General features: G+C 39.1%; 23 protein-coding genes. 8 read left to right on the forward strand and 15 right to left on the reverse strand.

The genetic code is table 11. From position 1 onward, the window contains the following. Positions 1–53: 53 nt before the first annotated feature. The 7 genes from EMIN_RS03530 to EMIN_RS08215 all read right to left on the reverse strand — a co-directional run bounded on the left by EMIN_RS03530 (position 54) and on the right by EMIN_RS08215 (position 5,932). On the reverse strand, positions 54–578 hold the full coding sequence (locus EMIN_RS03530) for a hypothetical protein (RefSeq protein WP_012414855.1): 525 nt from the start codon (positions 576–578) through the stop codon (positions 54–56). After that, positions 575–1,375 (reverse strand): DNA-methyltransferase, encoded by an 801-nt coding sequence (locus EMIN_RS03535; RefSeq protein ID WP_012414856.1) that lies wholly within the window; start codon positions 1,373–1,375, stop codon positions 575–577. The genes EMIN_RS03530 and EMIN_RS03535 overlap by 4 nt, the downstream gene beginning before the upstream one ends. Next, entirely contained in the window at positions 1,365–2,456 is a 1,092-nt protein-coding gene (ispG, locus tag EMIN_RS03540) for a flavodoxin-dependent (E)-4-hydroxy-3-methylbut-2-enyl-diphosphate synthase (RefSeq protein ID WP_012414857.1), read from the reverse strand. Before ispG ends, EMIN_RS03535 begins: the two co-directional genes overlap by 11 nt. A gap of 81 nt (positions 2,457–2,537) precedes the next feature. Continuing rightward, positions 2,538–2,774, reverse strand: a complete 237-nt coding sequence (locus EMIN_RS03545) for a hypothetical protein (protein WP_012414858.1) — start codon at positions 2,772–2,774, stop codon at positions 2,538–2,540. A 15-nt stretch (positions 2,775–2,789) separates the two neighbouring features. Continuing rightward, positions 2,790–3,920 carry a M50 family metallopeptidase gene (locus tag EMIN_RS03550; protein ID WP_012414859.1) on the reverse strand — a complete coding sequence of 377 codons (1,131 nt, stop codon included), beginning with the start codon at positions 3,918–3,920 and terminating at the stop codon, positions 2,790–2,792. A gap of 12 nt (positions 3,921–3,932) precedes the next feature. Next, positions 3,933–5,120: a 1-deoxy-D-xylulose-5-phosphate reductoisomerase gene (dxr, locus tag EMIN_RS03555; RefSeq protein ID WP_012414860.1), complete on the reverse strand. Its 1,188-nt coding sequence runs from the start codon at positions 5,118–5,120 to the stop codon at positions 3,933–3,935. After that, complete coding sequence (locus EMIN_RS08215; protein WP_012414861.1) at positions 5,117–5,932, reverse strand: phosphatidate cytidylyltransferase; 816 nt, start codon at positions 5,930–5,932, stop codon at positions 5,117–5,119. Before EMIN_RS08215 ends, dxr begins: the two co-directional genes overlap by 4 nt. Before the next feature lie 181 nt (positions 5,933–6,113). On the opposite strand from EMIN_RS08215, the gene EMIN_RS09445 reads away from it, so the two are divergent. Further along, a complete protein-coding gene (locus EMIN_RS09445; RefSeq protein ID WP_012414862.1) occupies positions 6,114–7,760 on the forward strand; it encodes a type IV pilin protein in 1,647 nt (548 codons plus the stop codon). 256 nt (positions 7,761–8,016) lie between these two features. Here EMIN_RS09445 and lysA read toward each other — a convergent pair whose 3' ends face one another. Then, a complete protein-coding gene (gene lysA / locus EMIN_RS03570) occupies positions 8,017–9,270 on the reverse strand; it encodes a diaminopimelate decarboxylase (RefSeq protein WP_012414863.1) in 1,254 nt (417 codons plus the stop codon). A gap of 268 nt (positions 9,271–9,538) precedes the next feature. Here lysA and EMIN_RS03575 point away from each other — a divergent pair, with 268 nt between their 5' ends. After that, a complete protein-coding gene (locus EMIN_RS03575; RefSeq protein ID WP_012414864.1) occupies positions 9,539–10,090 on the forward strand; it encodes a nitroreductase family protein in 552 nt (183 codons plus the stop codon). A gap of 375 nt (positions 10,091–10,465) precedes the next feature. Here the strand turns inward: EMIN_RS03575 and EMIN_RS03580 are convergent, their stop codons facing one another. The 3 genes from EMIN_RS03580 to EMIN_RS03590 all read right to left on the reverse strand — a co-directional run bounded on the left by EMIN_RS03580 (position 10,466) and on the right by EMIN_RS03590 (position 13,006). Beyond that, positions 10,466–11,017, reverse strand: a complete 552-nt coding sequence (locus tag EMIN_RS03580; RefSeq protein WP_041691250.1) for a hypothetical protein — start codon at positions 11,015–11,017, stop codon at positions 10,466–10,468. A gap of 191 nt (positions 11,018–11,208) precedes the next feature. Next, the gene (locus EMIN_RS03585) at positions 11,209–11,805 is read right to left on the reverse strand and encodes an HK97 family phage prohead protease (RefSeq protein ID WP_012414866.1); all 597 of its coding nucleotides are present in this window, start codon (positions 11,803–11,805) and stop codon (positions 11,209–11,211) included. Between the two features lies 1 nt (position 11,806). After that, positions 11,807–13,006, reverse strand: coding sequence for a phage portal protein (locus tag EMIN_RS03590; protein ID WP_012414867.1), 1,200 nt, complete (start codon positions 13,004–13,006; stop codon positions 11,807–11,809). Between the two features lie 197 nt (positions 13,007–13,203). Between EMIN_RS03590 and EMIN_RS03595 the strand changes: the two genes are divergently transcribed. Genes EMIN_RS03595 through EMIN_RS03610 form a run of 4 tightly spaced genes read left to right on the forward strand, consistent with a single transcriptional unit; the run spans position 13,204 to position 17,587 of the window. Further along, the gene (locus tag EMIN_RS03595; RefSeq protein WP_012414868.1) at positions 13,204–14,553 is read left to right on the forward strand and encodes a hypothetical protein; all 1,350 of its coding nucleotides are present in this window, start codon (positions 13,204–13,206) and stop codon (positions 14,551–14,553) included. A gap of 27 nt (positions 14,554–14,580) precedes the next feature. Then, positions 14,581–16,272: a tetratricopeptide repeat protein gene (locus EMIN_RS03600; RefSeq protein ID WP_012414869.1), complete on the forward strand. Its 1,692-nt coding sequence runs from the start codon at positions 14,581–14,583 to the stop codon at positions 16,270–16,272. Next, the gene (gene rsmA, locus EMIN_RS03605; RefSeq protein ID WP_012414870.1) at positions 16,272–17,057 is read left to right on the forward strand and encodes a 16S rRNA (adenine(1518)-N(6)/adenine(1519)-N(6))-dimethyltransferase RsmA; all 786 of its coding nucleotides are present in this window, start codon (positions 16,272–16,274) and stop codon (positions 17,055–17,057) included. The genes EMIN_RS03600 and rsmA overlap by 1 nt, the downstream gene beginning before the upstream one ends. A gap of 26 nt (positions 17,058–17,083) precedes the next feature. Next, positions 17,084–17,587, forward strand: a complete 504-nt coding sequence (locus tag EMIN_RS03610; RefSeq protein WP_012414871.1) for a hypothetical protein — start codon at positions 17,084–17,086, stop codon at positions 17,585–17,587. A 32-nt stretch (positions 17,588–17,619) separates the two neighbouring features. On the opposite strand, the gene dacB is transcribed toward EMIN_RS03610, so the two are convergent. Continuing rightward, a complete protein-coding gene (dacB, locus tag EMIN_RS03615) occupies positions 17,620–19,110 on the reverse strand; it encodes a D-alanyl-D-alanine carboxypeptidase/D-alanyl-D-alanine endopeptidase (protein WP_012414872.1) in 1,491 nt (496 codons plus the stop codon). 23 nt (positions 19,111–19,133) lie between these two features. On the opposite strand from dacB, the gene EMIN_RS03620 reads away from it, so the two are divergent. Both EMIN_RS03620 and EMIN_RS03625 read left to right on the forward strand, forming a co-directional pair. Then, positions 19,134–19,589 carry a methylglyoxal synthase gene (locus EMIN_RS03620; protein WP_012414873.1) on the forward strand — a complete coding sequence of 152 codons (456 nt, stop codon included), beginning with the start codon at positions 19,134–19,136 and terminating at the stop codon, positions 19,587–19,589. 1 nt (position 19,590) lies between these two features. After that, a complete protein-coding gene (locus EMIN_RS03625) occupies positions 19,591–20,094 on the forward strand; it encodes an STM3941 family protein (protein WP_012414874.1) in 504 nt (167 codons plus the stop codon). A gap of 2 nt (positions 20,095–20,096) precedes the next feature. Here EMIN_RS03625 and EMIN_RS03630 read toward each other — a convergent pair whose 3' ends face one another. From EMIN_RS03630 to pyrH, 3 genes are all read right to left on the reverse strand, one after another. Beyond that, on the reverse strand, positions 20,097–20,795 hold the full coding sequence (locus EMIN_RS03630; protein ID WP_274376833.1) for an isoprenyl transferase: 699 nt from the start codon (positions 20,793–20,795) through the stop codon (positions 20,097–20,099). A gap of 87 nt (positions 20,796–20,882) precedes the next feature. Further along, a complete protein-coding gene (gene frr / locus EMIN_RS03635) occupies positions 20,883–21,446 on the reverse strand; it encodes a ribosome recycling factor (RefSeq protein ID WP_012414876.1) in 564 nt (187 codons plus the stop codon). A gap of 9 nt (positions 21,447–21,455) precedes the next feature. Further along, on the reverse strand, positions 21,456–22,169 hold the full coding sequence (pyrH, locus tag EMIN_RS03640) for a UMP kinase (RefSeq protein WP_012414877.1): 714 nt from the start codon (positions 22,167–22,169) through the stop codon (positions 21,456–21,458). Positions 22,170–22,213 lie beyond the last annotated feature (44 nt).

The raw sequence follows: 22,213 nt of genomic DNA on the forward strand, positions 1-22,213 counted from the left end.
TCTTCCTTTATTTGTTTTTAGTTAAATGTAAAATTGAAAAAATATAAATGTATTTAATTCGTTGGTATTGGTAATCCTATTTTTTCTAAAGGGAGGTACTCAAAATAGTACTGACACCTTACTGAATGTATATAATCTAAAACATCTTTATATTGTTCTTGTCTAAACCAATCGTTTAATATGTAAATATATTCAACCTCTATATTTAATTTGGAAAGCAATTTTTGATATTGTTTCTTTTTAAAATCGCAAGTTTGAAGTTTTTCATCTACAGAACCTGCAACTTGTTGAAATTTAACTTCAATAATAAATAGAGTATTTTTTATAATTACAAAAACAGAGTCATCAGGAAGCAGTTTTTTAGATATTATATTACTCCAATTTACATTATTTTCTTCTAAAAATTTATAAAAAGCATATTTTTTAAAAGTTCTAGCAACTTCTTCATTGTTGAAATAAACGATATTTCCTTTTACTGAATATCCTTTTTGTTTGGATAAAAAAGTTAATATGTCAGTTTTTCCTTCAAAAACTAATCCTGTTTTCGTATTAGCTCCGCCTATTCCTCCTATTTTCATTTTTTCATGCTCCTCAACTGCTCATATCTCTTTTTAGATAATTCTAAATATTTCTGTTCTATATCAATTCCAATGAAATTTCTTTTATAATAAGTAGCCGCTAATCCAGTAGTAGAACTTCCAGTAAAAGGATCTAAAATCAAATCGTTTTCTTTTGTGCTAGAGAGTATAATTCGACGCATTAGATCGAAAGGCTTTTGGGTTGGATGTTTGCCAAAAACTTTTTCGGATTTTTTAGGAGTATTAATAGCCCAAACAGAACGCATTTGTAAATTAGGCTTTTTCAAAAAATCTTCACTCCAGATTCCATTTTTTACTTTATCATAGTTGAAAGTATGCTTGCCTATCTTGTTTTTCCTTGCCCAAATAAGAGTTTCGTGACTTGCTGTAAAAAAACGGCAACTTAGATTAGGTGCTGCATTAGGTTTAAACCAAGCAATATCATTCAAAATATGATAGTTATTTTTCTGTAATGCAAATCCGCATTGATAAATGGAATGATATGTTCCACTAATCCATATAGTTCCATTTTTCTTTAAAATTCTTTTACATTCCTTAATCCAATTATTGTGAAACTCGAAATCGCTATCAAAACCATTGCTTTTATCCCACGAACCCTTGTTGACGGAAGCTCTTTTCCCAGATTGAACAGTAAAACCTCCATTTGATAACATATATGGCGGATCTGCAAATATCATATCACAGGATTCATCAGGAAAAGACTTTATAACATCAATACTATTACCTAGTATTAATTTAAAATTATCTTTTTCATAAAAAAATTTTTTAAAATGCATTTCTTTCTCTTATTTTGTTTAAAATGGTTTCAATCCAGTCGGCCTGCGGTATCTTGGAAACGGCTTTGCCGTCAATAAACCAAAGGCCTTCGTTAACGCCGCCGGCTATACCGAAGTTTGCGTCCCTTGCCTCACCCGGGCCGTTGACTATGCATCCCATTACGGCTATTTTTAGGCCTGTGGCTTTTGCTAACAACTCTTTGTCCGAATAAATCCTGTTCTCTAACTCTTTAACCGTTTGGGCTATATTAACTCTGCACCTTCCGCAGGTCGGGCATGAAATTATATCGGGCCCGAACTTGCGCATATCAAGGGCTTTTAAAATTTCATAGGCTGTTCTTACCTGCAAAACAGGGTCTTCCGTTAAGGAGACGCGGATAGTAGCGCCTATGTCGTTTTTAAGCAGTGTTCCTAACGCTATGGAGCTTTTGACCGTGCCCGATAAAAAACTGCCCGCTTCCGTAAGGCCTATATGCAAAGGAATATCCGATGTTTTTGCAAAAAGTTCGTTTGCGGCTATGGTACGGGGCAAATCGTCCGCTTTAAGAGAAACTAAAATATCTTTAAAATTAAGTTTTTCTAAAATATCGGCCTGGTCAAGCGCTTCGCGCGTCATTATTTCGGCCCATTCAAAGGATGTCAAATTAGGTTTGCCTTCAATTTCTTTTAAATATTTTAAAGAGCCCGCATTAACGCCTATTCTTATGGCTACGCCTTTATCTTTGGCGGCTTGAACCACCTGCCTTACATTATCGGCCGCACCTATGTTTCCGGGGTTTATACGCACTTTATCAACGCCTTGCTTAATAGCTTCAAGCGCCAGTTTGTAATCAAAATGAATATCCGCCACAAGGGGGGAATTTATACCCTTTTTTATTTTTCCTAAATTTTGCGCGGCTTCCATGTCAGGCACGGCCACTCTGTTAATTTCACAGCCTGCTGCTTCAAGGCGCAAAATCTGTGCTATTGTGGCGTTGGTGTCGCGAGTGTCGGTATTACACATGCTTTGTACGCGCACAGGATTACCGCCGCCTAAAATATATTGGCCTACTCTTACTTGCCTTGTTTTCTTTGTGTTCATAAAATAATAAGTAAAGCGGTAATTTAACTCGGCTTTTTTAAGCTGTTTAAATCCGCCTGATTTTAACCAAACAAACCCTTTTTAGCCTTGTAAAAGCCTTAAAATAAATATCGCTAAAGGAACAACAAACAAAGCAAGCAAAACCAACAAAATAATTTTTTGTATTTTGTTTTTTTGCATGGCCTGTTTTTCATAAACCTTTGTTCTTTTATCTGAGGAAAAAAGGTCCGTTTCTTTATAAGAGGCGTGACTGTGTTCACTCTCATTGGCGATGCTGTCTATTTGGTTTAATATATCCAGTTTTTCTTTATTTTTCATAAATCTGTAAATTGTTTATTTAGAATTTTCTGCCGGTTCAACCGTTTCAACAACCGCAGGGGAGTCAGAAGACTGTTTTATAAAAATTCTTTTAACGTCAAAAACGGAAGCGTACAAAACAAGCATTAGTAAAAGAGCTAAGCCCACATTTAACGCTATGTTTACCACTTTTACGGAAGGCAGTTTACCGGTTATGCCTTCCCATATAAATACCACGGCGTAACCGCCGTCAAGTACCGGTATCGGAAATAAGTTAAACATGCCCACGGCTAAACTTAACAAACCTATTAACCAAACAAAATCCATCCAGCCGTTTTGTGTAGCCTGGTGCACGCGGTGAAAAATGCCTATAGGCCCCGCTACTTCTAATTTTTTTGTTTTTGACACGGCTTTGTAAAGTTCCGTTAAAGACAACTTAGTCCAAAACCAGCATTGGTAAAGGCCGCTTCTAAACGCCTGCAGCGGAGTTGCGCTTGTATAAAGCGTCTGCACGGCAATGCCCAATTTTGGGTTATCTTTATTAAAATCGGAAAAAGGTATAGTAAGGCTTCTTATTTCGCCGTTTCTTTCATATTTAAGGTTAAGGTCCGTATTAAGTGAGGCTACCGAATTTAAAACATCTTGCCAATTATTAACGGGAGTTTCATTAATTTTTAAAATTTTATCCTGCGCTTCAAGGCCGTGTTTTTGCGCGGGGTAATTGGCCACAACCTCACCCAAAACGGCGGGCGTGGCTTTGCTGTCCGTTACGGGAACGCCCGTAACAAAAACAAGGGAAGTAAAAACTATAAAAGCCAACACATAATTCATAAGCGCGCCGCTTATAACCATAAGAAGTTTTTTCCACCATGATTTTGAGGCGAATTCATAATCTTTAGGGGTGTTTTTGCCGTCTTTATTGTCAACAAACATCTCGCCCGCGGGGTTAACAAACCCACCGAAGGGTATTGCTCTTATGGAATACTGGGTATGCCCTTTTTTTGTTGACCACAAAACCTTGCCGAAACCGAAAGAAAATTCCAAAACTCTTATACCCACAAGCCTGCATACTATAAAATGTCCGAATTCATGGATTAAAACTATCGGGCTTAAGGCCACAAGAAACGCGGCTGCCGTAATTACCCCTTTTAAACTAAACGCAATCATTACAAAGCTCCTTTAAATTATTGTTTTTTTATATTTTTTGTTTGCCAAAAATTCCCGCGCTTTTTCCCTGGCCCATACGTCAAATTCGGCCGCTTCACTTATTGTTATTTTCCCGGAAGGAGACCTTGTTTCTTTAAGCACGCTGTAAATAAGTTTAGGAATATCGGTAAATAAAATCTTTTCTTTTAAATATGCATCCACGGCAATTTCATCCGCCGCGCTGAGCACAGCGGGGAAAGCACCTTCCTTTTGCGCTGACCATAAGGCCAGTTCCAAACACGGAAATTTTTTAAAATCAGGCGCCGCGAATTCCAATTTAGCCATGTCCTTAACCGTTAATTTTTTAACAGGCGAAGGCATGCGGTTGGGGTAAGTTACCGCGTACTGTATGGGCAGGCGCATATCGGGCTGTGAAAGTTGAGCCAAAATACTGCCGTCTTTAAACTCCACGGCTGAGTGTATTATAGACTGCGGGTGTATAACAATTTCAATATCTGAAAGTGAAACATTAAAAAGGTGCATAATTTCAATAGTTTCAAAACCTTTATTCATTAAAGTAGCCGAGTCTATTGTAATTTTTTTGCCCATTACCCAACGGGGGTGGGCTAAGGCCGCCTCAGGCTTAACTCTGCTTAAAGCGCCTTTATATTTAAAAAACGGACCGCCTGAAGCGGTAAGCAAAAGCCTTGAAATATCTTCTTCTTTCCTTCCCGCGGGAGTGCCCTGCAAGCACTGGAAAATGGCGGAAGGTTCCGAATCAACGGGTAAAATTGTCGCTTTCCAGCGGTAACACTCTTCCATAATGGACTTGCCGGCCATTACAATAGGCTCTTTATTTGCCAAAGCTATGGTTTTGCCGTTTTTAATGGCGGTAACCAAAGGCATAAAACCTACAGCGCCCACAAGACCATTAATAATTAAATCCGCCGAAGGCAGCGAGGCTAAAAATATAAGGCTGTCCTCATCGGGGGGAAGGAGCTTTGTGTTTTCCGGCACATAAGGTTTAACTTTTTGGTAGCTGTCTTCATTAAGTACGGCTACAAAGCGGGGTTTAAATTTAAGCATTTGTTTAATAAGCAAATCAGCGTTTGTGTTGGCTGATAACGCCAATACGCCGTATCCCGCGCCCAATTTATCAATAACATCGAGCGAGGATACCCCTATAGAACCCGTAGAACCCAAAACAACTATATTTTTCATAAAAAGAATAAAACCGTATAATAAAATGCCGGCGCTAAAAGAAGGTAAGAATCAAACCTGTCTAAAAAACCGCCGTGGCCGGGCAATAAATTAGAAGAATCTTTTACGCCCGTGCTTCTTTTAATAATACTTTCCGATAAATCCGAAATCTGGCCCGTTACAGCTATAATTAACCCCAGTAAAGCCGCTTCCCATACAGTAAGAAGCGTGGGTAAAAACAAAGCCCGTAAGCCTATTGCCGCTAAAACGGCAAAAGCCGTTCCGCCGATAGCTCCTTCCCAGGATTTTTTTGGGCTTACTTCTTTATTCATTTTGTGCCTGCCGAAAGCCCTGCCCGTAAAATAGGCCATAGTGTCGCATACCCAGACGGTAACTATCATAATGATTGTAAGGTATTCACCGTATTGCGGTATATCGCGTACGTTAATCATATGCGCAAGCGTCCACGGTATAAAAAAGATGCCGAAAAAGGTAAAAGCCACACGCTCTATAGAGCGGTTTGGCGTAATAACTTCAACAAACATAACGCCGAATATTACCACGCTTATAGCAAAAGGATATAGGTTGTCGGGCAGGGTTACGGGTACGTTGGCCCGGCCCAAAATAGCAACAACCGCCATGAGCAGTCCGAAAAAGACCAGCGAAAATAAGTGTACGGGTTTTCGCCCGGCTTTCATTATAAGTCCGTATTCATAGAGGCATAAGGCTATAACACCCCCTATAAACGCCATATAAACGAGGCCGCCCATATGTATGGCGGCGATAATTAAAGGAACGCCTACTAAGGCGGTAATAATTCTGGGTAAAAGCATATATTTAATTTTACTAAAAAAACACTGTTATATGTATATATATCATATAGGCATTTTATTTTTTAAAAAAATGTAGAATTTTTTTATTGTATTCTTTGTCATATGATAGTATATTATTTATATTAGGACATCCTATCTTATAATTTATTTTTTAAACTGAAAAAATGATAAAGGAGCCTTTATGAGAAAAAGAAATCTGCAGTCAAAAGGATTCACATTAATTGAAATAGCTGTTGTTGTTCTAGTAATAGCTATTTTAGCTGCGGTGGCGCTGCCGCAGTACAAAAAGTCGTTAGAACGCTCAAGAGCTGCCGAAGCTTTTGACATTCTTACCGAGATAAGGAATAAACAAGAGGCAAGAGAACTCCTTGGCACGGGGACGGCCAAAGGCTATACTGTAAAGTTTAGCGATTTGGGGGAAGTTATAGAGGGTAAAACATCTACAACAAATACATTAGACACAGACCTCTTTACATATACACTTTCAAACAACCCATATCCGCAGGCGTATGCAAAAAGAAAGGATATGGATTATTCAATAGTGCAAGCTAATGGGTACCAGGACAGTGCGTTATGCTGTTTGGGTAAAGATTGTAAGGTTGTAGACAGCGTTTTAAAAGGGTGCGAGAAGACTGCGTGCCCCACAACCTGCGCGACTGGGCATAAAAGAACAGGATATTTTTTCCAGGAAGACGGGCCTTGCTGTGAGGCAAAAACAGCGTGTTCTGCAACATGTCTTGCGGGAGAAGAAAGAACAGCCGTACAATATATTGAAGACGGCGCCTGCTGCCAAACAAAGACTTGCGGTGCCGGGCAGACGCTTGTAGGCGGTATATGTAAAACAACGTGTCCCGCAACATGCTCAGCAGGGGAAGAAAGAACAGCCGCGCAATATAGCGAAGACGGCGCTTGCTGCCAAACAAAAACTTGCGGCGCCGGACAGACGCTTGTAGGCGATATATGTAAAACAACGTGCCCCGCAACATGTTCCGTAGGAGAAGAAAGAACAGCCGCGCAATATAGCGAAGACGGCCCGTGTTGTGAAACAAAATGCGATTTTAATCAAATTATTGTAAACGGGGTTTGTAAAACACCTTGCGCGTCTCTATCTATTCCGCAAGGATATAAGAAAACTTCAAATAATTACTTAGAGGAAGAAGGCGGTTGTTATACTAAAGATAACTCCTGCCGCGCGCTTCCAAAATATTTTTGCGGCGGCAATAAACATGGCGGATATTGTGTACATGGCGGTTACTGGTCAGGCGGTACGGAATATCTTACCGCCGCGCCTGATTATATAGTCGGGTATGAATGTAAAAATTCCGTTACAGGAGAAGCTTGTGACGGCTGCGTTTTACCTTTGGAAAACAAATGTTCTGACTCGGGCTTTTTTGAAAAAAATATGAATTTTTGCTGTAACAGCAGCCTTGGCGATCAACCTAAATGTTGTATAAATGTTATCTCCAGCAGCTGGCCGACTGAATGCGAGCCTCAAAACTTGCCGCAAGGCCAGCATTGTTCAATGGATAAAATGGTTATGGTATGTAAAAATCTTTTAGGAAACGCGTGTGTCTGCGCCAGTAAAGGCGGCGCGCTGCCGGCGGCTCCTTCTGATTATTGCAATAAAGGACAAGTGTATGACGACGGTGTTTGCAAAACCATCTGTCCTAACTTCTGTCCTTCCGGTAAAGTAAGAAGCGGCTTGTATTTTAAAGAAGAGGGCGCTTGCTGCGTAGATGGGGATGGGGAAGATGATTCTTCTGATTCTATTGTCTTACCGGGCGGAGGAGGCTCTTTAGGCGACGTGGAAATTATCACTAAGTTTTAGTAATAACGGTGTTTTAAAACAAAGCCCCCGTATTAAAAACACGGGGGCTTTGTTATGAGAGTATCCATTCCTCTGCGTAAGCCGGGGGATGGATACTCTCCTGATTTAACGGCACGCCCGCCTTGCTGTCACGGAGGCGTTGCCGTTTGTTGTTGGCGAAATCGCAAAGCGGAGCTTTGAAACAAAAAAACCCCGGGCATGAGCCTGGGGTTTTTCATATTTTCAATAAAATATATTACAGTACTGGCGGCAAATATTATTTTTTAAGCCAGTCCGGTATGGTTTGGCCTGATAACATTTCTTCATAAGTCGTTCTCTTGCGAACTACGGTAAAAGCGTTTTTGTTTACCATAACTTCCGGCACCAGCGGCCTGAAATTATAAACGGATGACATTGAAGAGCCGTATGCCCCTGCGCTCATCATAGCTACAAGCTCGCCTTGTTTAACGGGTTCTATAATACGGTCTTTAGCGAAAGTGTCGCTTGATTCGCATATAGGGCCCACAATATCGGCCGTAATCGGCGCGAGGCCTTTTTTAACAACAGGCACTATTGTATGCCAGGAGTCGTACATAGCGGGGCGCATAAGGTCATTCATGCCAGCGTCAACAATAATAAAGTGTTTTGAGCCCATGTCTTTAGTAAAAATAACTTCACTTATTAATATGGCGGCCTCGCCTATTATGGAGCGGCCCGGCTCTATAATAATATGCTTATTAAACTTGCCTAAAGTTTCCTCTATAACTTGTGCGTAGGCTTCTTTGGTAGGGGGGAGTTCTACGTTATAATTAATACCTAAACCTCCGCCTAAATCAAGATTTTTTAAAATAATACCTTCTTTCTCAAGTTCGCTTACCATGTCCGCCATTTTTGTAAAAGCAAGGCGGAAAGGGTCCAAATCCAAAAGCTGCGAGCCTATGTGCATAGCGATACCTACTACGTTAAGGCCTTCCATTTTAGAGGCTTTAATATAAAGGTCTTTGGCTATATCCCAGTCAACACCGAATTTATTTTCTTTTTTACCCGTTGTTATTTTAACATGTGTTTTAGCGTCAACATCAGGGTTAACGCGAAGGGCGATATTGGCTTTTTTACCCAGTTTTAAAGCTATGTGGTTTATTGTGTTTACTTCAGCTTCACTTTCGGCGTTTATTTGAAGAATTTCATTTTTAATTGCTTCCTCAAGTTCCCGTTTGGTTTTGCCCACTCCTGAAAAAACTATTTTATTTGCCGGTATGCCCGCTTTTAAAGCGATACACATTTCACCCGCGGAAACAACATCCGCCCCGCCGCCTAAAGAAGCTATTGTTTTAACTATTCCTAAATTGCTGTTTGCCTTAATAGAATAAGAGATTGTGTTTTTAAATTTTTTTAAAGCGTTGTCAAAATCTTTAAAATTTTTCGTTAAAATTTCGTTTGAATAAATGTAACACGGCGTACCTACTTCTTTTGCGATAATTTCTACGGGAACGTTTTCTGCATGTAAAACGCAGTTTATATAATGGAACATAATTTATCTCCTATTCGTTTTGTTAAAATTTTCAAATTAAAAAGCCTCGTTAAATTGTAATTTTACGAGGCTTTAAAAAAATTTATTTCGCAAAATTACAGGTTTAGGCTCCTAATGTTTTCTTAGAACCCTTTTTAACTGAATCTGTTTTTTTTGCGTTTTTTAACATAACAATATAATACAAAATATTAAGTTTTATATGCAATAAAAGTTTTAAGAGTTTGAAATATAACTAATAATATGTATAATTTAAAAAAAGGAGAGGCTTATGAATGAAATTATTAAAACCTTGCTTTCACGCAGAAGCGTAAGGGCTTATAAAAATACACAAATTTCAGATGAAAAGTTACAAATGATTTTAGAAGCGGGCCGTTTTGCGCCCAGCGCAATGAACCTGCAGCCGTGGCATTTTTTGGTTATTCAAAATAAAGCCGCTTTGGACGAATTTTCTAAAGACGTTAAAGATGTTATGATAGCGTCCGACTTTGAAAACGCTAAAAAAGAAGGCTTTAATTTCTTTTATAACGCGCCGACCGTAATTTTTATCTGCGGGGAGGAAACATCTTCTTTCGCGGAAATGGATTGCACTATGGCCGCGTCAAACATGATAACTGCCGCGACTTTACTGGGGTTGCAAAGCTGTTTTATAGTTTCTTTCAAGGTTTTGTTTAAAACGCCTTATCATGAAAAATACGCGGTTAAATTTGGCCTTCCTAAAGGATATATGCCTATGTGCGCCGTTGTTTTGGGACACGCGGCAGATGGGGAAACGCTGAAAATACCGCATAAAAAAACAGAAATAGTTACTTTAATTAAATAGTTTTAAAAATAAAAAATGCCCAAACCCAGTTAGAGCGTTTTTTTGTGAGAGTATGGAACATTCCCTGCGTAAGCCGGGGGATAAATAGTATCTTGATTTCACGGCCTCTCCGCAACAGCAAGGCGGAGGGGTCATTGTTTATTGTTGAGTGAAATCGCAAAGCGATGTTTTGAAAGAAAAGAAACCTCGGGCATGAGCCCTGAGAGTTTTATTTTTTGTAAATAAGGCTGCAGAGTTATAGTTCATTTCGCAGCTGTATATTTTTGTTTTATATTGCTTTACATTTCGGATTTAAATAAACATTGTTTGCCAGTTAAGAAAAAAAATATTTAACAAAATAAACCCCGCGCTAAGCGGGGTTTATTTGTTATTTGTTTATTGTATAGGCTGTCTTGAACCGAAATAAAGTTTATTAATTTCAGAATTTACTTTCTTTTTAGCTGTAGGTTTGCCTTCTTTTTCAAGCTTATTTTGTTCTTTTTTATAAGAAGATAAAAGGTTGAAGAAAGCTTCGCCGGCTGCCATTGCTTTTCCTTCACGTCCGCCAATAATTACTTGCGTATTTTTAGGGGTTTCTTTTTTAGGTTCGGCTTTTTTTTCTTCTTTTTTCTTCGCTTCTTCTTTTGCTGTCAAAAACGCGGCAAAACCTTCACCTGTTCTCATCATTGCGCCTTCTCTTCCATATATGAACGGTTCGGCGGCTTTTTGGGTTTTAACTTCTTGTTTCTGTTTTGCGGATTCTTTGTCAGCCGAGTTATCTTTCTTGGCTATTGGTTCAGACGGGGGAACCGCGTCTTTGCCTGTAATGAGGTTATATAAAGCGATACCCGCCTCTACTTTTTTCATTTCAGGGCCTCCATTCGCGGCTTGCGCGAACGCTGCGTTTGCTGCTAAACATACTGCTGCAAATAAGACGATTTTTTTCATATTCTTTCTTCTTCCACCTTGTGTGTGAATTTCTTTTTTATTTCCGACTAATTAAATTGTATGTAAATTGCACTTTTCTCACCAGGGTCTTTAGACCCACTTAAAAAGTAGGTCTTATATAGGACTTTTTTTACAGTATAAAAATATGTTTTCAGAAGTAAAAGGGCGGGGCGCAAACCCCGCCCGTATTTTTATTTATTTAAGGCCGTTAACCAGGCATCAATTTCCTCTTGCAATTTCAACTTTATATTTTTTTCATTTTCAGCCTCATCAATAGTTTTTTCGACCGCTTGGGCAAGGCTGTCAGGATCGGCGGGTACCGCCACTAAACTTATTTCATAAATTTCAGCGTAAGTTAAATGCGAAGGATTGTCATTATCCTCAAAATGAAATCTGCCCGCTATGCTTATACCCTTGGCGTGCCCTTCTTTATATATATGTCTTGCGTGGGCCACTATGGGATGACCTGAAGTTGAAAATACCGCTTTAAAATAAAGGCCTTTATCGTCTTCCCTTATATTTACAACCGATCCTGCTAAATGGTCTATCCTGTTAACGTGGTCAATTAATAAAACAGGATTTTTAGCAAAATGTTTTAACTCATATACATAATCTCTTTTTTTATGGTAAACGGTTGGAATATCGCCGTACCTGTCGGCCTTATTTTTTGTGTTCGCGTAACCCTGTATATAAACTAATCCTTGCGATGTCTCCGTTATTTTTACTTCACTTATCGGAAGTATTTTTACCGCCGGCAAAACTTTTGTTCCTTTAATAATATGTTTCATTTTAAAATTTCCTCTTTGCTTTTTTTACAGTGCTTACGCTAAACGGCAAGCCTAACGCGTTAATAACCTCATCACGCCCAAAACCCATATCCAAATATAATTTAGCCGCCTGGGCGCGTTGCACTTCGTCGTCTTTTAATACCGATACCGCGCTTATATCAGGCGTTAAATATAATTCGCGTGAGGAATCAAAATCAGGCAGTAAAAATTCCGTTAAAGATTCAAGTATTAAAGTAAGTTTAGGCAGTACGCAGGTCTGGTAAAAAATACGCTGTTGTTCGCGCGTGTTAAACTGAGGGGCGTGGTCAAAAATTCCTACAAGCGCGGGAGGAACATGAAACACGGAAAGTATTGTTTCCCTATTGATTTTAACGCCGCTTATAAAATCCATATCTTTTTGGCTCATTCCTATAGACTGCCACTTTAAACCGCCTTCTAATAAAGCTACTTTATGCGCTTTAGCGGCGGAAGTATATTTGTCGTTCCACGCTTTGCTTATGCGTGTTCTGGTAGCGTCGTCTAATTTATTTTCGGTTGAAAGTATACCCGATATTGTGGCGGAATTATCAAAAAAAGCTCTGTTATAATTTTCGGCTGATTCTATAGCGTCGGCCGCTCCTCTTGCTGCCGCCAAAGGCGACAATCCGTAAAAAAAATCAAAAGGGTTAAAATATTTTATATGAATAATATCCTTAGCCCTGTAATAAGCGGTTTTGGAGCCTACTCTGTATTTATACCCTTGTACAGGTTCGGCCGCCATGGTACCGGGTACAACCTCAACCAAATGGCTTAAAAGAGGAAACAGCTCCACGGGGGAACCGTCCGAGCGTAAAGAGTCTTTTAATATATAAGCGTTGCCCGTAAGTTCAAGGCTAGCCGTTATCCATTGTCTTAACTGGCGCCCCGTCATAAGAGGGTTTGGTTTATACATAAGTTCAAGAACAGGATGTTTTGTTATTATTTCCCCTTTAGCGTTTTTTAAAAGAAATTCAGTGGAGGATACTGTTTCAGCTATTACCGATACTGTTGAGTATATCCAAGGCTTATCGGCGTAAGCTTCTACGTAAGGAGCGTAGTTCCGTCCCGAAGGAGAAGGCAGGCGGCTGTATTTACCGGTAAGTTCAAATACCGTAGGCGCCGTGAAAGATTTTTCGTCTTTATCACGGGTTAATTGTTTTACTATTTTTTGTATTATATTCATTTTTTTGTGTGTAACCGTGGCGGGCGCAAAAAAAGAGACCTGCCGCAGTTTTTTGTTCTGCTGACGGATCTCCTTGTTATTTAATAGCAGTTTTAAAGGATGTTTGTCAACAGATTAGAACTTGAAAAGAATGCGTAATATCTTATAATATATATGATATTCATATGTAATAGCGGATTTATAATACTGGGGTAAATATGGCAAATATTTTTAAGACACCAAAAAAAACAAGAGGCCCTTTAATTAAGGATAAAAGAAATATTATCGGCGCAATAGTAATACTATTACTGCTGCTCCTTCTTTTTACTACGGTGCCTGTAGCCAAAATTCCTTTGGTAAGAAACTTTTTTGAACTTATAGGTTTTAATGACGCCGTAAACAACGGCTATACTTTAGCCGGTATCGTGGGAAGGGGCACGGCTAAAACATTAGGTTTTGAAAATGCTTGGTATAATGACAGCGCGCTGGCTCGCTCAATGAGTTCTTTATCCCCGTTAGATCTTGACGAGTTTAAACAATCACGTCTTTTAGACGCGCAGCGCCTGCGTGACGAGGCCAGAAGAAGGGGTGAAGAAGCCCTTGCAATAAAAGGAGTTGCCAGAGACCGTGAAGGAAGGATAACCGCGTCCGATTATAATATTGACGGCAGCCGTTTTAAATCAGGCCAAGAGGGGTTTGATGAAAATAATTTTGACATACCTTTATACAGCGATCCTTTGGGAGATGATCCTGTAAGCGGGTTCGCAAGGCCTATAGGGGGAAGTAAGTTTGCCCAAAATCCGCCTTATCCCGCTGACATGGTTGGCTTTATGGGAGATAAACTGGGTATGGCTAATAAAGGAAAATTAGGTCAGTTTGTGGACCCGAAAGGAAAATACAGACGCGGACGCGCATCGATAGGTGATCTCGGTAATTTTGGGGACGACCCTTTTGGACAGTCCGGTACGGCCTGGGTTTTTAGCCGCGCGGGGGACAGAACAAAACTAAGCGAAACAAAAAAAGCCCTTGCCGACGCCGCTTTTGACGGAAGTATGGCGCCTGACGACGTTATTTTAAAAGAGGCGGAAAAAGGCGGCGTTACCGAAGTCAGCGGAGAGAGCGATCCCTCTACATTTTTAGATAACCAAAAACTGATAAACTCCTGCAGAGAAGCAAGACTTCACTATAATCCATTTGTTAAACAGGCAAGAGATAATATGAATGACATTATGAAAAACCTTAAAAACTCTAACCCGACATGTAAAAAGAAACTTAAATTATCAGGTTGGAAATGTTATTCCTCAAATATCTCCGGTTGGGTGTCAAAAACCTCGGATTTGATGAGCGAGTGTAACAGCTATAACGGATATCAGCAGGCTATAGCATCAGCTTGCAAGCTTTCCACAAAACAAGGCGATTGCAGTAAAATTGTAAAAGCGGCCGAGCTTTCCAAATGCGGAGGAGCGTTTATTCATCTGCACGGCTGCAAAAGCCCCAGGGGAGATGTTAACGCAGTTACGTCGGCTATTAATAATAAGGGCGGCTTAACTGAATTGGGTTTTAGATAAACGGCAATATCTTTTTCGGGGTTATGGATGTTAAAAAAAACTTTTACTTTTATTTTCCTTTGTCTTTTTTGCGTGTGTTGCTTTGGGCAAAACCTTATAGGCCGCAAAAAAGAACTTAACCCCGACTACTCCAAATCAGTTTGGGATAATGTTATGGAAACCCAGTCTCTTAACGACGTACGCAAAGGGTTCTATTTCATGTCCGTGGCAAAATATGAGGACGCGGTTACCGCGTTTGCAAAAGCTGTAGTAAAAAACCCCAAAGAAGCAAATTATTATCTTTTTTTAGGCCGAGCGCTTTATTGGTCCGGTAAAGTAGATTCCGCTATGGCTGAGTTTCGCACCGCTATGGAAATCAACCCTAAAAATGGCGATGCTTACCAGCTTTTAGGTATAGGTTACGGCTGGAAAGGCGATATCAGGCAAGCCCAAAAGAATTTTGAGAAAGCGGAAAGACTTATGCCAAACAGGCCTGACGTAAAAATGAATTTAAGTTCCGTTTACGCAAGCCAAAACAAATTGGAGCTGGCGCTTGATTATATAAGAATGGCGGTGGCGTTGTCGCCGAAAGATCCGCTTCTTTACCACCAGTTAGGGCTTATAAGCGAAATGCTTGGGCGGGACTCCTCAGCTGAAGAGGCTTTTAAAACCTCAATTAAACTCTATCCCCGCTACGAGGATTCCATGCTGGCTCTGGCAGCTACTTATGAAAAGCGAAATGATGATAAAGACGCTTTGTCTTACTATAAAAAAGCCTTAAAAATTAAACCTGAGGATTATGTGGCAAGGCTGCGTTACGCTAATTTACTTTTCACGTCGGCTTTTGAAAAAGAAGCAAAAGAAGTTGTTGAGAAAGCTTTTTCAATCAGTTCACGCGAAGGCAAAGGTCTTGCGTTTAATGTTTCCTACAGCGCGGTGCAGAACCAAACTGCCCAATCCTCTTTTCCTCCCGAGCTTTCCGCTTTAAAAAAAGTGCTTGAAGAAACTGATTTGGCAGATGATATTATTGTTGACGCGGAGGTAAACTATTCTTTACCGCACGAATTTAAAGAAGCAAAAGAAAAAAGCCTTCTTGAACGTGAAATGCTGCGCGCTTTGGAGCAATCCCGCGCCGCCGCTGCCGGTTCCCAGACGTTCCGCCGCAGTTTTATTATAAACGGCGCTAATAAAGAAGAGCGTAATATACAGATAGAAACTATTATAAACACCCTTAGCGAGGCGCTTCAAAACTCGCCTGAAAATACACAGTCAAAACTAAATGTAAAAACTGAAAACGCAAAAAAAACCGTGCCTGTGGAAGGAACAGGGGGGAACAGTTCCCAAAAAACCGCTTATGACCCTAGAAATGTAGGTAATGACATGGGGCTTTGGGTAGCGGGTAAAAGCTGGGTTCGTTTTGTAGCCGAAACTTTGCCTGATATAGAAAACCGTATTTTTGATAAGGAACAGCAAAAGATGGAGCCGGATTCTTTTGATAATGTTTTAATGGGGTTGGCCTATCTTACTTTAGGTAAAGGAAATGAGGCGTTAAATTATTTTGACGACGCCTTGAAAACAGAGCCCGCAAATGAACTTGCTCTTTTAGGCAAAGGAACCGCATGGATAGTTTTAGGACGTGAAGACAATGCGCAAAATATATATAGGCAAGTTTTGGAAATTAACCCTAAAAACAAAACGGCTAAAAAAAATCTTACATTTTTAGAAAAAAGAGGAGCCTGATGCAAAAGTACGGACAGCATTTTTTAGTTAATGAGGGGGTTATTGATAAAATTGTTAATGCCGTTGTTGACGCGCGGGCAAGGCACCCGAAGGCGCGAATAATTGAAATAGGCCCCGGCAAAGGCGCTTTGACGCTGCGTTTGTTGGATAAAGGAATAAAGGATTTAAAGTTAATCGAAATAGACCCTATAATGGTGGACCACTTGCGCGGCGTTTTGCCTTCCGGCGTTGAAATAATACAAAGCGATTTTTTAGACACTGATTTATCTTTACTCTCTGAAAACGGCGTTATTTTTGTAAGTAATCTGCCTTATATAAACGCGGCGGAGATATTAAATAAAGTGCTTAATTATAAAAATTTTCTTTCAGCCGTTTTTATGTTCCAGCGCGAGCAAGCCCAAAGGATAAAAGCCGGGGAAGGCGACACTTTTTACTCCCCTATAAGTTTAACAAGCCAGATAGCGGCGGATATAAAAAGTTTATGCCGGGTAAGCCCCGGTAGTTTTAACCCGCCGCCTAAGGTGGAAAGCGAAGTTCTTTGTTTTGAAAGAAATATAAAAATACAGGAAGATTTGCTTAATGGTTTTACTCTTGCCGTTCAAGCCGCTTTTGCTTATAAACGTAAGAATGTTTTAAATTCAATATCCGAATATTTTAAAAAAGATAAAAAAGAAATTTTCAGTTTATTGGAAAGTTCGAAAATTAGTCCAAACTGCAGAGCTCAAAATTTAACTCAAACAGATTATAAAGTTCTTGCGGGTAATATAAAAAAAATGCTTAACTAAAGTATGTTCTTATAAAGGAAATTAATATGAAAAAGGGTAAAATAGGTAAAATTGAAATAATAGCGATAATATTAACGGTAGCAGTAACGTTTAAATTGTCAATGCCGGGAATAATTAGAATTATTGAAATTCAAAACGCTAAAAAAGCTTTAGCTAATATTAATATTATTTTAGACGCACAAAAACTTCAGCTTGATAATTACGGTACCTATGCTAATAGTTTTAAAAACCTTAAAATTGATATTCCTGTTTTGGAAAACCCCGGAAATAATAATAAATGTAATCATCCGAATTGCCTTCATTCGGGCAAATATTCATATTCATATGATAACAAACAAAATCTCATAGCGCAAAGAGAACGCTCAAAAATGGATTTGGCTAATTACTTTTTTGAATGTAAAATAGACCGCTCCAAACCGATTTATTGTATAGCTTCTAATGAAAACGCCGCCAATATTTGTGATAAACTGGGCGGTAATTATATGTATTCCGACCCGAAAACAAATGAAATAATTTTTTCTATAAAATAATTCTACAAACATGAAATAAAAAACAGACTTCTTTAAGAGGTCTGTTTTTTTATATTTCCGGCAGCTTTTTTAGTTGCGGGCGGCGGCCGCCCGATATTTGAAAGAGAGGATAAAATATCCTCAAATATTTTATTTATTTCATTTGTTGTAACCGTATAGTTATTTACAATAAAAGAGAATGTTATCATTTTACCATTACAATCTTTAATATAACCGCTGTAAGAGCGTACACCCGTTAAAAACCCTGTTTTCATATGAAGATCAAACGCCGGTGAATTGGAAAACGCGTTTTTAAGACGGTGTTTTTCTTCTCCCGCTGGAGTCAGAAGAGAGTTATAAAAAATCTCAAAATATGGTTTTTTTGTCATGTTTTCAAGAAACGTAATCACGGTTTTGGTGTTTACAAAACTATTTCTTGACAGGCCACTGCCGTCGTATATTTTAAAATTATCCGTAAGATTGTTTTGCGCGCGTAAAAAGTTTTCAACTTCTATAATCCCCTGTTCCGTGCTTCCTATGCCTGTATTAAAAACGGCGATGTTTTTTAATAAAACCTCGGAATAAAGATTAAAACTTTTTTTATTTATAATATTAATTATTTCAAAAAGCGCGGGTGAATACGAGGAGGCAAGAAGCGTTTTGTCTGTGTAATTAAAGTTGCCATAGCTTACCCTTGCTCGGCCTGTGATTTTAATTCCTCTTTTTAAAAGTTCGTTTTTAAATTGCTGGGCTGTAAATAAAGGCGGATCAGGCAGCGATGCATAAACATAACTCGCTGTTGTTTTTATCGGTACTGTTCCTCTGGCAATAAGCTCAAATTGCCCGGGAGCGGCAAAAATATAAATCTCGTCGCTTGATGAAAACGGGTCTGTCACAACATAGCTTTTTACGCTTATTCTTTCAACCTGCGGAGACATGGAATCAAATTCAACTAAACTAAGTTTCTGCGGCTGGGGTTTAAAACGTAGCGTAAACATATTATCATTAAAATTAAGCGCTTCGGAAGTGGCGCCAAAATAGTTGCCCATATCTTCCCAAGCTGTTTTAGGAGGAAGATTATTGCCGGAAAAAAGAGAAACATCTGCAATTATATCTCCATCAATTTTTTTAATCTCCTGGCTTTCTATGCGCGAAGCCCAAAAATCCAAAATTTCTTCCATAGAAGGGTTTGTTTTAATTCTGTTAGAGCCTAGCGACGGGTCCCCTCCGCCTTTTATGTAAACATTACCCTTTAAAGTACCAAAAATATTTTTTTTGCCGTCAAAATAAATTTCCGTCTTAAATTTATGTTCGGGCCCCATATATTCAATCGCGGCGGCGGTAGTAAACAGTTTTATCAGACTGCCGGGGGTAAGGCGCAGTTCGGGGTTTATTGTCAAAATATCTTCACCGTCTACATATTTTGCGTAAAAAGAATATGAAGTATTTTTAAGCGCCTCGGATTGTAGAGGCACTTTTATTTCCGCTCCGTGCAAGGTTAAACTAAAACAAAGTATAATAAATGTAAGGAAAGTTGTTCTCATATATTGTATTATAGGAAAATTTTATGACAATAAAAGCAAAAATGCCACTAAGTAAAACAATAGCTCTTGTGGCGCACGATAATAAAAAGAAAGATATGCTTGAATGGGTTATGTATAACAAAGGAAGCCTTTCAAAACATAAGATTTGCGCTACCGGCACAACCGGCGGGCTTATAGAAGAAGCACTTAATATTAAAGTTAATTGTTTTAAAAGCGGTCCTTACGGGGGAGACCAGCAGATAGGCGCCGGTATAGCCAACGGGGAAATAGATATACTTATATTTTTCTGGGATCCGTTAACCCAGCTCCCCCATGATCCGGACGTTAAGGCGCTGCTTCGAATAGCGGCGGTATGGAATATTCCCGTAGCGTGTGACAGGGCCAGCGCGGACTTTATAATTTCATCAGATTTAATTCACCGCGAATATGAAAGGGACGTTCCTAATCTCAGCGGGCATATGAACAGGTTAAAAAAATAATATGCAACCGATAAATATAGCTTTAAATAAAACAAAATTTTTAATAATTTTCGCAATAGCGCTTACGCTGTTTTGTTCTTCTTTACTTCTTTTAAAACAGGCTGCCATATACCCGACAACCTTTCTTAAAATGGGGGGGATTTTGGGAGTTTTATTCTTTGGCATAATAGTTGTTGTTATGCTTTTTAAAATTTTAAGTTCCGCGCCGGGACTTACAATATCCAAAGACGGGCTGCTTTATAATACAAGTATATTCCCTATGTTTATTTATTGGAGTTACTTTGAAAAGGTTTCTGTCATAAATGAAAAAGGAAAAAATATTATGCTTATTTTTCCCACGGACAGTAAGGATTATCTCAGAAAGGTAGACCTTGTTCAAAAATTTAATTCTTTACGCAATAACAAAGTTTATAAAACGCCGATAGTTGTGCACCAGGATTCAATAAAATATGATATTTTTTTAGCCGCAAAATATATTGAAGAGCAAATAAAAAAGCATAAATAAAATTAAATTCCGCCGTATCTTCTTATTCTTGCTTGAAATTCAGTAACGGCTTTTTCAAGTTCTGCCCCGTCAAAATCGGGCCAAAGCACAGGGGTGAAATAAAACTCGCTGTAAGCCGACTGCCAAAGCAGAAAATTAGAAATTCTTTTCTCACCTGATGTTCTTATAATAAGGTCCGGGTCCGGTATGCCGGGCTGGTACATACAGGCTGAAATATCTTGTTCCGTTATTTCTTTTTTACCCTGTGAAACAAGTTTTTTAATGGCGTCAGTTATTTCCTGGCGCGCGCCGTAATTAAGCGCCAAATTTACCGTAATTGCGGTATTGTTTTTTGTACTTTCAACTACATTATCTATATCTTTTAGAATGTTTTCGGGCAATTTTTCACGCCTGCCGCTTATGATAAGTCTTGTATTATTTTTTTTAGAATCTTTATTATACCGGGCAAGCGTTTTGGATAAAAGTTTCATTAAAGAGTCTATTTCTCTTTGCGGGCGGGACCAGTTTTCCGTGGAAAAAGCGAAAAGCGTAATATATTTTACGCCTAGTTCTCTGGCTTTTTTAATAACCTTTTCGACAGTTTTGGCGCCTGCTTCATGCCCGTAATTACGGGGCATATTTTTGTTTTTGGCCCACCTGCCGTTGCCGTCCATGATAAAAGCTATGTGAAGAGGTATTTTTTTATCCATAATAAATTTTATCTTATTATTACTTAAATTAAAAACAAAAGAGTTAGGGAAATAAAAAGCCCCTCTTAATTTTAAGAGGGGCTTTTTGTTTTTGTTAAATTATATTGTCATTATTTCTTTTTCTTTATCTGAGATGGTTTTATCTATTAAAGCTACAGTAGAGTCGGTTGCTTTTTGTATGTCGCCTTCATATCTTTTCAAATCATCTTCGGTAATTTCACCCGCTTTTTGGGCTTTTTTAAGTTTTTCCAAAACGTCGCGGCGTTCGTTTCTTACGGCTACTTTAAAGTCTTCGCTCATTTTAGAAACGTTTTTAACTAACATTTTGCGTCTGTCTTCCGTCATGTTAGGTAAAACTATGCGTATGATTTTGCCGTCGTTAACAGGACTTGCGCCTAAATCGGCTTTTTGTAAAGTTTTATCAATTTCGTTTAAAGCGCTTATGTCCCAGGGGCTTATTTCCAAAGTCCTGGCGTCTGTTACGTTAATCATAGCCATTTGTTTAAGCGGCGTGGGCGTGCCGTAATAATCAACACGTATATTCTCAATAAGCTGGGTGCTGGCTCTGCCTGTTCTTATTGTGCCAAGATCCCTTTTAAGTCTTTCCACATGATCATTCATGCCTGTTTTTGATTTGCTGATTAGTTGTGATATGCCTTCCATAAATACCTCTTAATAAATAATTGTTCCTATTTTTTTGCCGTCTACAGCGGCTTTAATATTGCCTTTTTTGTGTAAATTAAAAACTTGAATGGGCAAATTGTTTTCCATACAAAGCGCTAATGCCGCCGTGTCCATAAATTGCAGACCTTTGCTTATCGCTTCCCCGTAAGTAATGCGGCTTATAAGTTTGGCTTTGGGGTTTTTGCGCGGGTCTGAATCGTAAACCCCGTCAACCTGAGTGGCTTTTAAAAGAATATCCGCGCCTATTTCGCTGGCTCTTAGAGCGGCGGCGGAATCTGTTGTAAAGAAAGGGTTGCCTGTGCCGCCTGCGAAAATAATAACGCGTCCTTTTTCAAGGTGTCGTACAGCCTTGCGTCTTATAAACGCCTCGGCAAGTTCATAAATGTTAATTGATGTTAAAACTCTTGTAGGTATATTAATATCTTCTAAAGCTGATTGCAAAGCTAAAGCGTTTATAACCGTGGCTAACATGCCCATATTGTCAGAGTTAACTCTGTCTATAATACCGCCGCCGTCTCTTACGCCTCGCCAAATATTGCCGCCGCCTATTACAACGGCGAGTTGGCAGTCTTTAGAGGCGGAGGCTATTTCTTTAGCTATATCTTTAAGAGCAAAGGGGGTGATGCCTCTTTTTCCTTCTTCTACAAGCGCCTCACCTGAAAGTTTAAGTAAAATTCTTTTTTGCTGGGATTTTTTCTTCATAAACTCCTCTTGAGATTTTTTATATGATATCAAAAAATAACCCC

This window comes from Elusimicrobium minutum Pei191 (assembly GCF_000020145.1).
Classification (GTDB): Bacteria; Elusimicrobiota; Elusimicrobia; order Elusimicrobiales; family Elusimicrobiaceae; genus Elusimicrobium; species Elusimicrobium minutum.

Coding starts and splice junctions, on each gene's coding strand:
- EMIN_RS03625 (WP_012414874.1), top strand. CDS start 19,591: ATGCAACCGATAAATATAGCTTTAAATAAAACAAAATTTTTAATAATT.
- EMIN_RS03620 (WP_012414873.1), top strand. CDS start 19,134: ATGACAATAAAAGCAAAAATGCCACTAAGTAAAACAATAGCTCTTGTG.
- EMIN_RS03545 (WP_012414858.1), bottom strand. CDS start 2,774: ATGAAAAATAAAGAAAAACTGGATATATTAAACCAAATAGACAGCATC.
- EMIN_RS03590 (WP_012414867.1), bottom strand. CDS start 13,006: ATGAATATAATACAAAAAATAGTAAAACAATTAACCCGTGATAAAGAC.
- dacB (WP_012414872.1), bottom strand. CDS start 19,110: ATGAGAACAACTTTCCTTACATTTATTATACTTTGTTTTAGTTTAACC.
- EMIN_RS08215 (WP_012414861.1), bottom strand. CDS start 5,932: ATGCTTTTACCCAGAATTATTACCGCCTTAGTAGGCGTTCCTTTAATT.
- EMIN_RS03535 (WP_012414856.1), bottom strand. CDS start 1,375: ATGCATTTTAAAAAATTTTTTTATGAAAAAGATAATTTTAAATTAATA.
- ispG (WP_012414857.1), bottom strand. CDS start 2,456: ATGAACACAAAGAAAACAAGGCAAGTAAGAGTAGGCCAATATATTTTA.
- EMIN_RS03600 (WP_012414869.1), top strand. CDS start 14,581: ATGTTAAAAAAAACTTTTACTTTTATTTTCCTTTGTCTTTTTTGCGTG.
- dxr (WP_012414860.1), bottom strand. CDS start 5,120: ATGAAAAATATAGTTGTTTTGGGTTCTACGGGTTCTATAGGGGTATCC.
- EMIN_RS03575 (WP_012414864.1), top strand. CDS start 9,539: ATGAATGAAATTATTAAAACCTTGCTTTCACGCAGAAGCGTAAGGGCT.
- EMIN_RS03585 (WP_012414866.1), bottom strand. CDS start 11,805: ATGAAACATATTATTAAAGGAACAAAAGTTTTGCCGGCGGTAAAAATA.
- lysA (WP_012414863.1), bottom strand. CDS start 9,270: ATGTTCCATTATATAAACTGCGTTTTACATGCAGAAAACGTTCCCGTA.
- EMIN_RS03580 (WP_041691250.1), bottom strand. CDS start 11,017: ATGAAAAAAATCGTCTTATTTGCAGCAGTATGTTTAGCAGCAAACGCA.
- EMIN_RS09445 (WP_012414862.1), top strand. CDS start 6,114: ATGAGAAAAAGAAATCTGCAGTCAAAAGGATTCACATTAATTGAAATA.
- rsmA (WP_012414870.1), top strand. CDS start 16,272: ATGCAAAAGTACGGACAGCATTTTTTAGTTAATGAGGGGGTTATTGAT.
- EMIN_RS03610 (WP_012414871.1), top strand. CDS start 17,084: ATGAAAAAGGGTAAAATAGGTAAAATTGAAATAATAGCGATAATATTA.
- frr (WP_012414876.1), bottom strand. CDS start 21,446: ATGGAAGGCATATCACAACTAATCAGCAAATCAAAAACAGGCATGAAT.
- pyrH (WP_012414877.1), bottom strand. CDS start 22,169: ATGAAGAAAAAATCCCAGCAAAAAAGAATTTTACTTAAACTTTCAGGT.
- EMIN_RS03550 (WP_012414859.1), bottom strand. CDS start 3,920: ATGATTGCGTTTAGTTTAAAAGGGGTAATTACGGCAGCCGCGTTTCTT.
- EMIN_RS03530 (WP_012414855.1), bottom strand. CDS start 578: ATGAAAATAGGAGGAATAGGCGGAGCTAATACGAAAACAGGATTAGTT.
- EMIN_RS03595 (WP_012414868.1), top strand. CDS start 13,204: ATGGCAAATATTTTTAAGACACCAAAAAAAACAAGAGGCCCTTTAATT.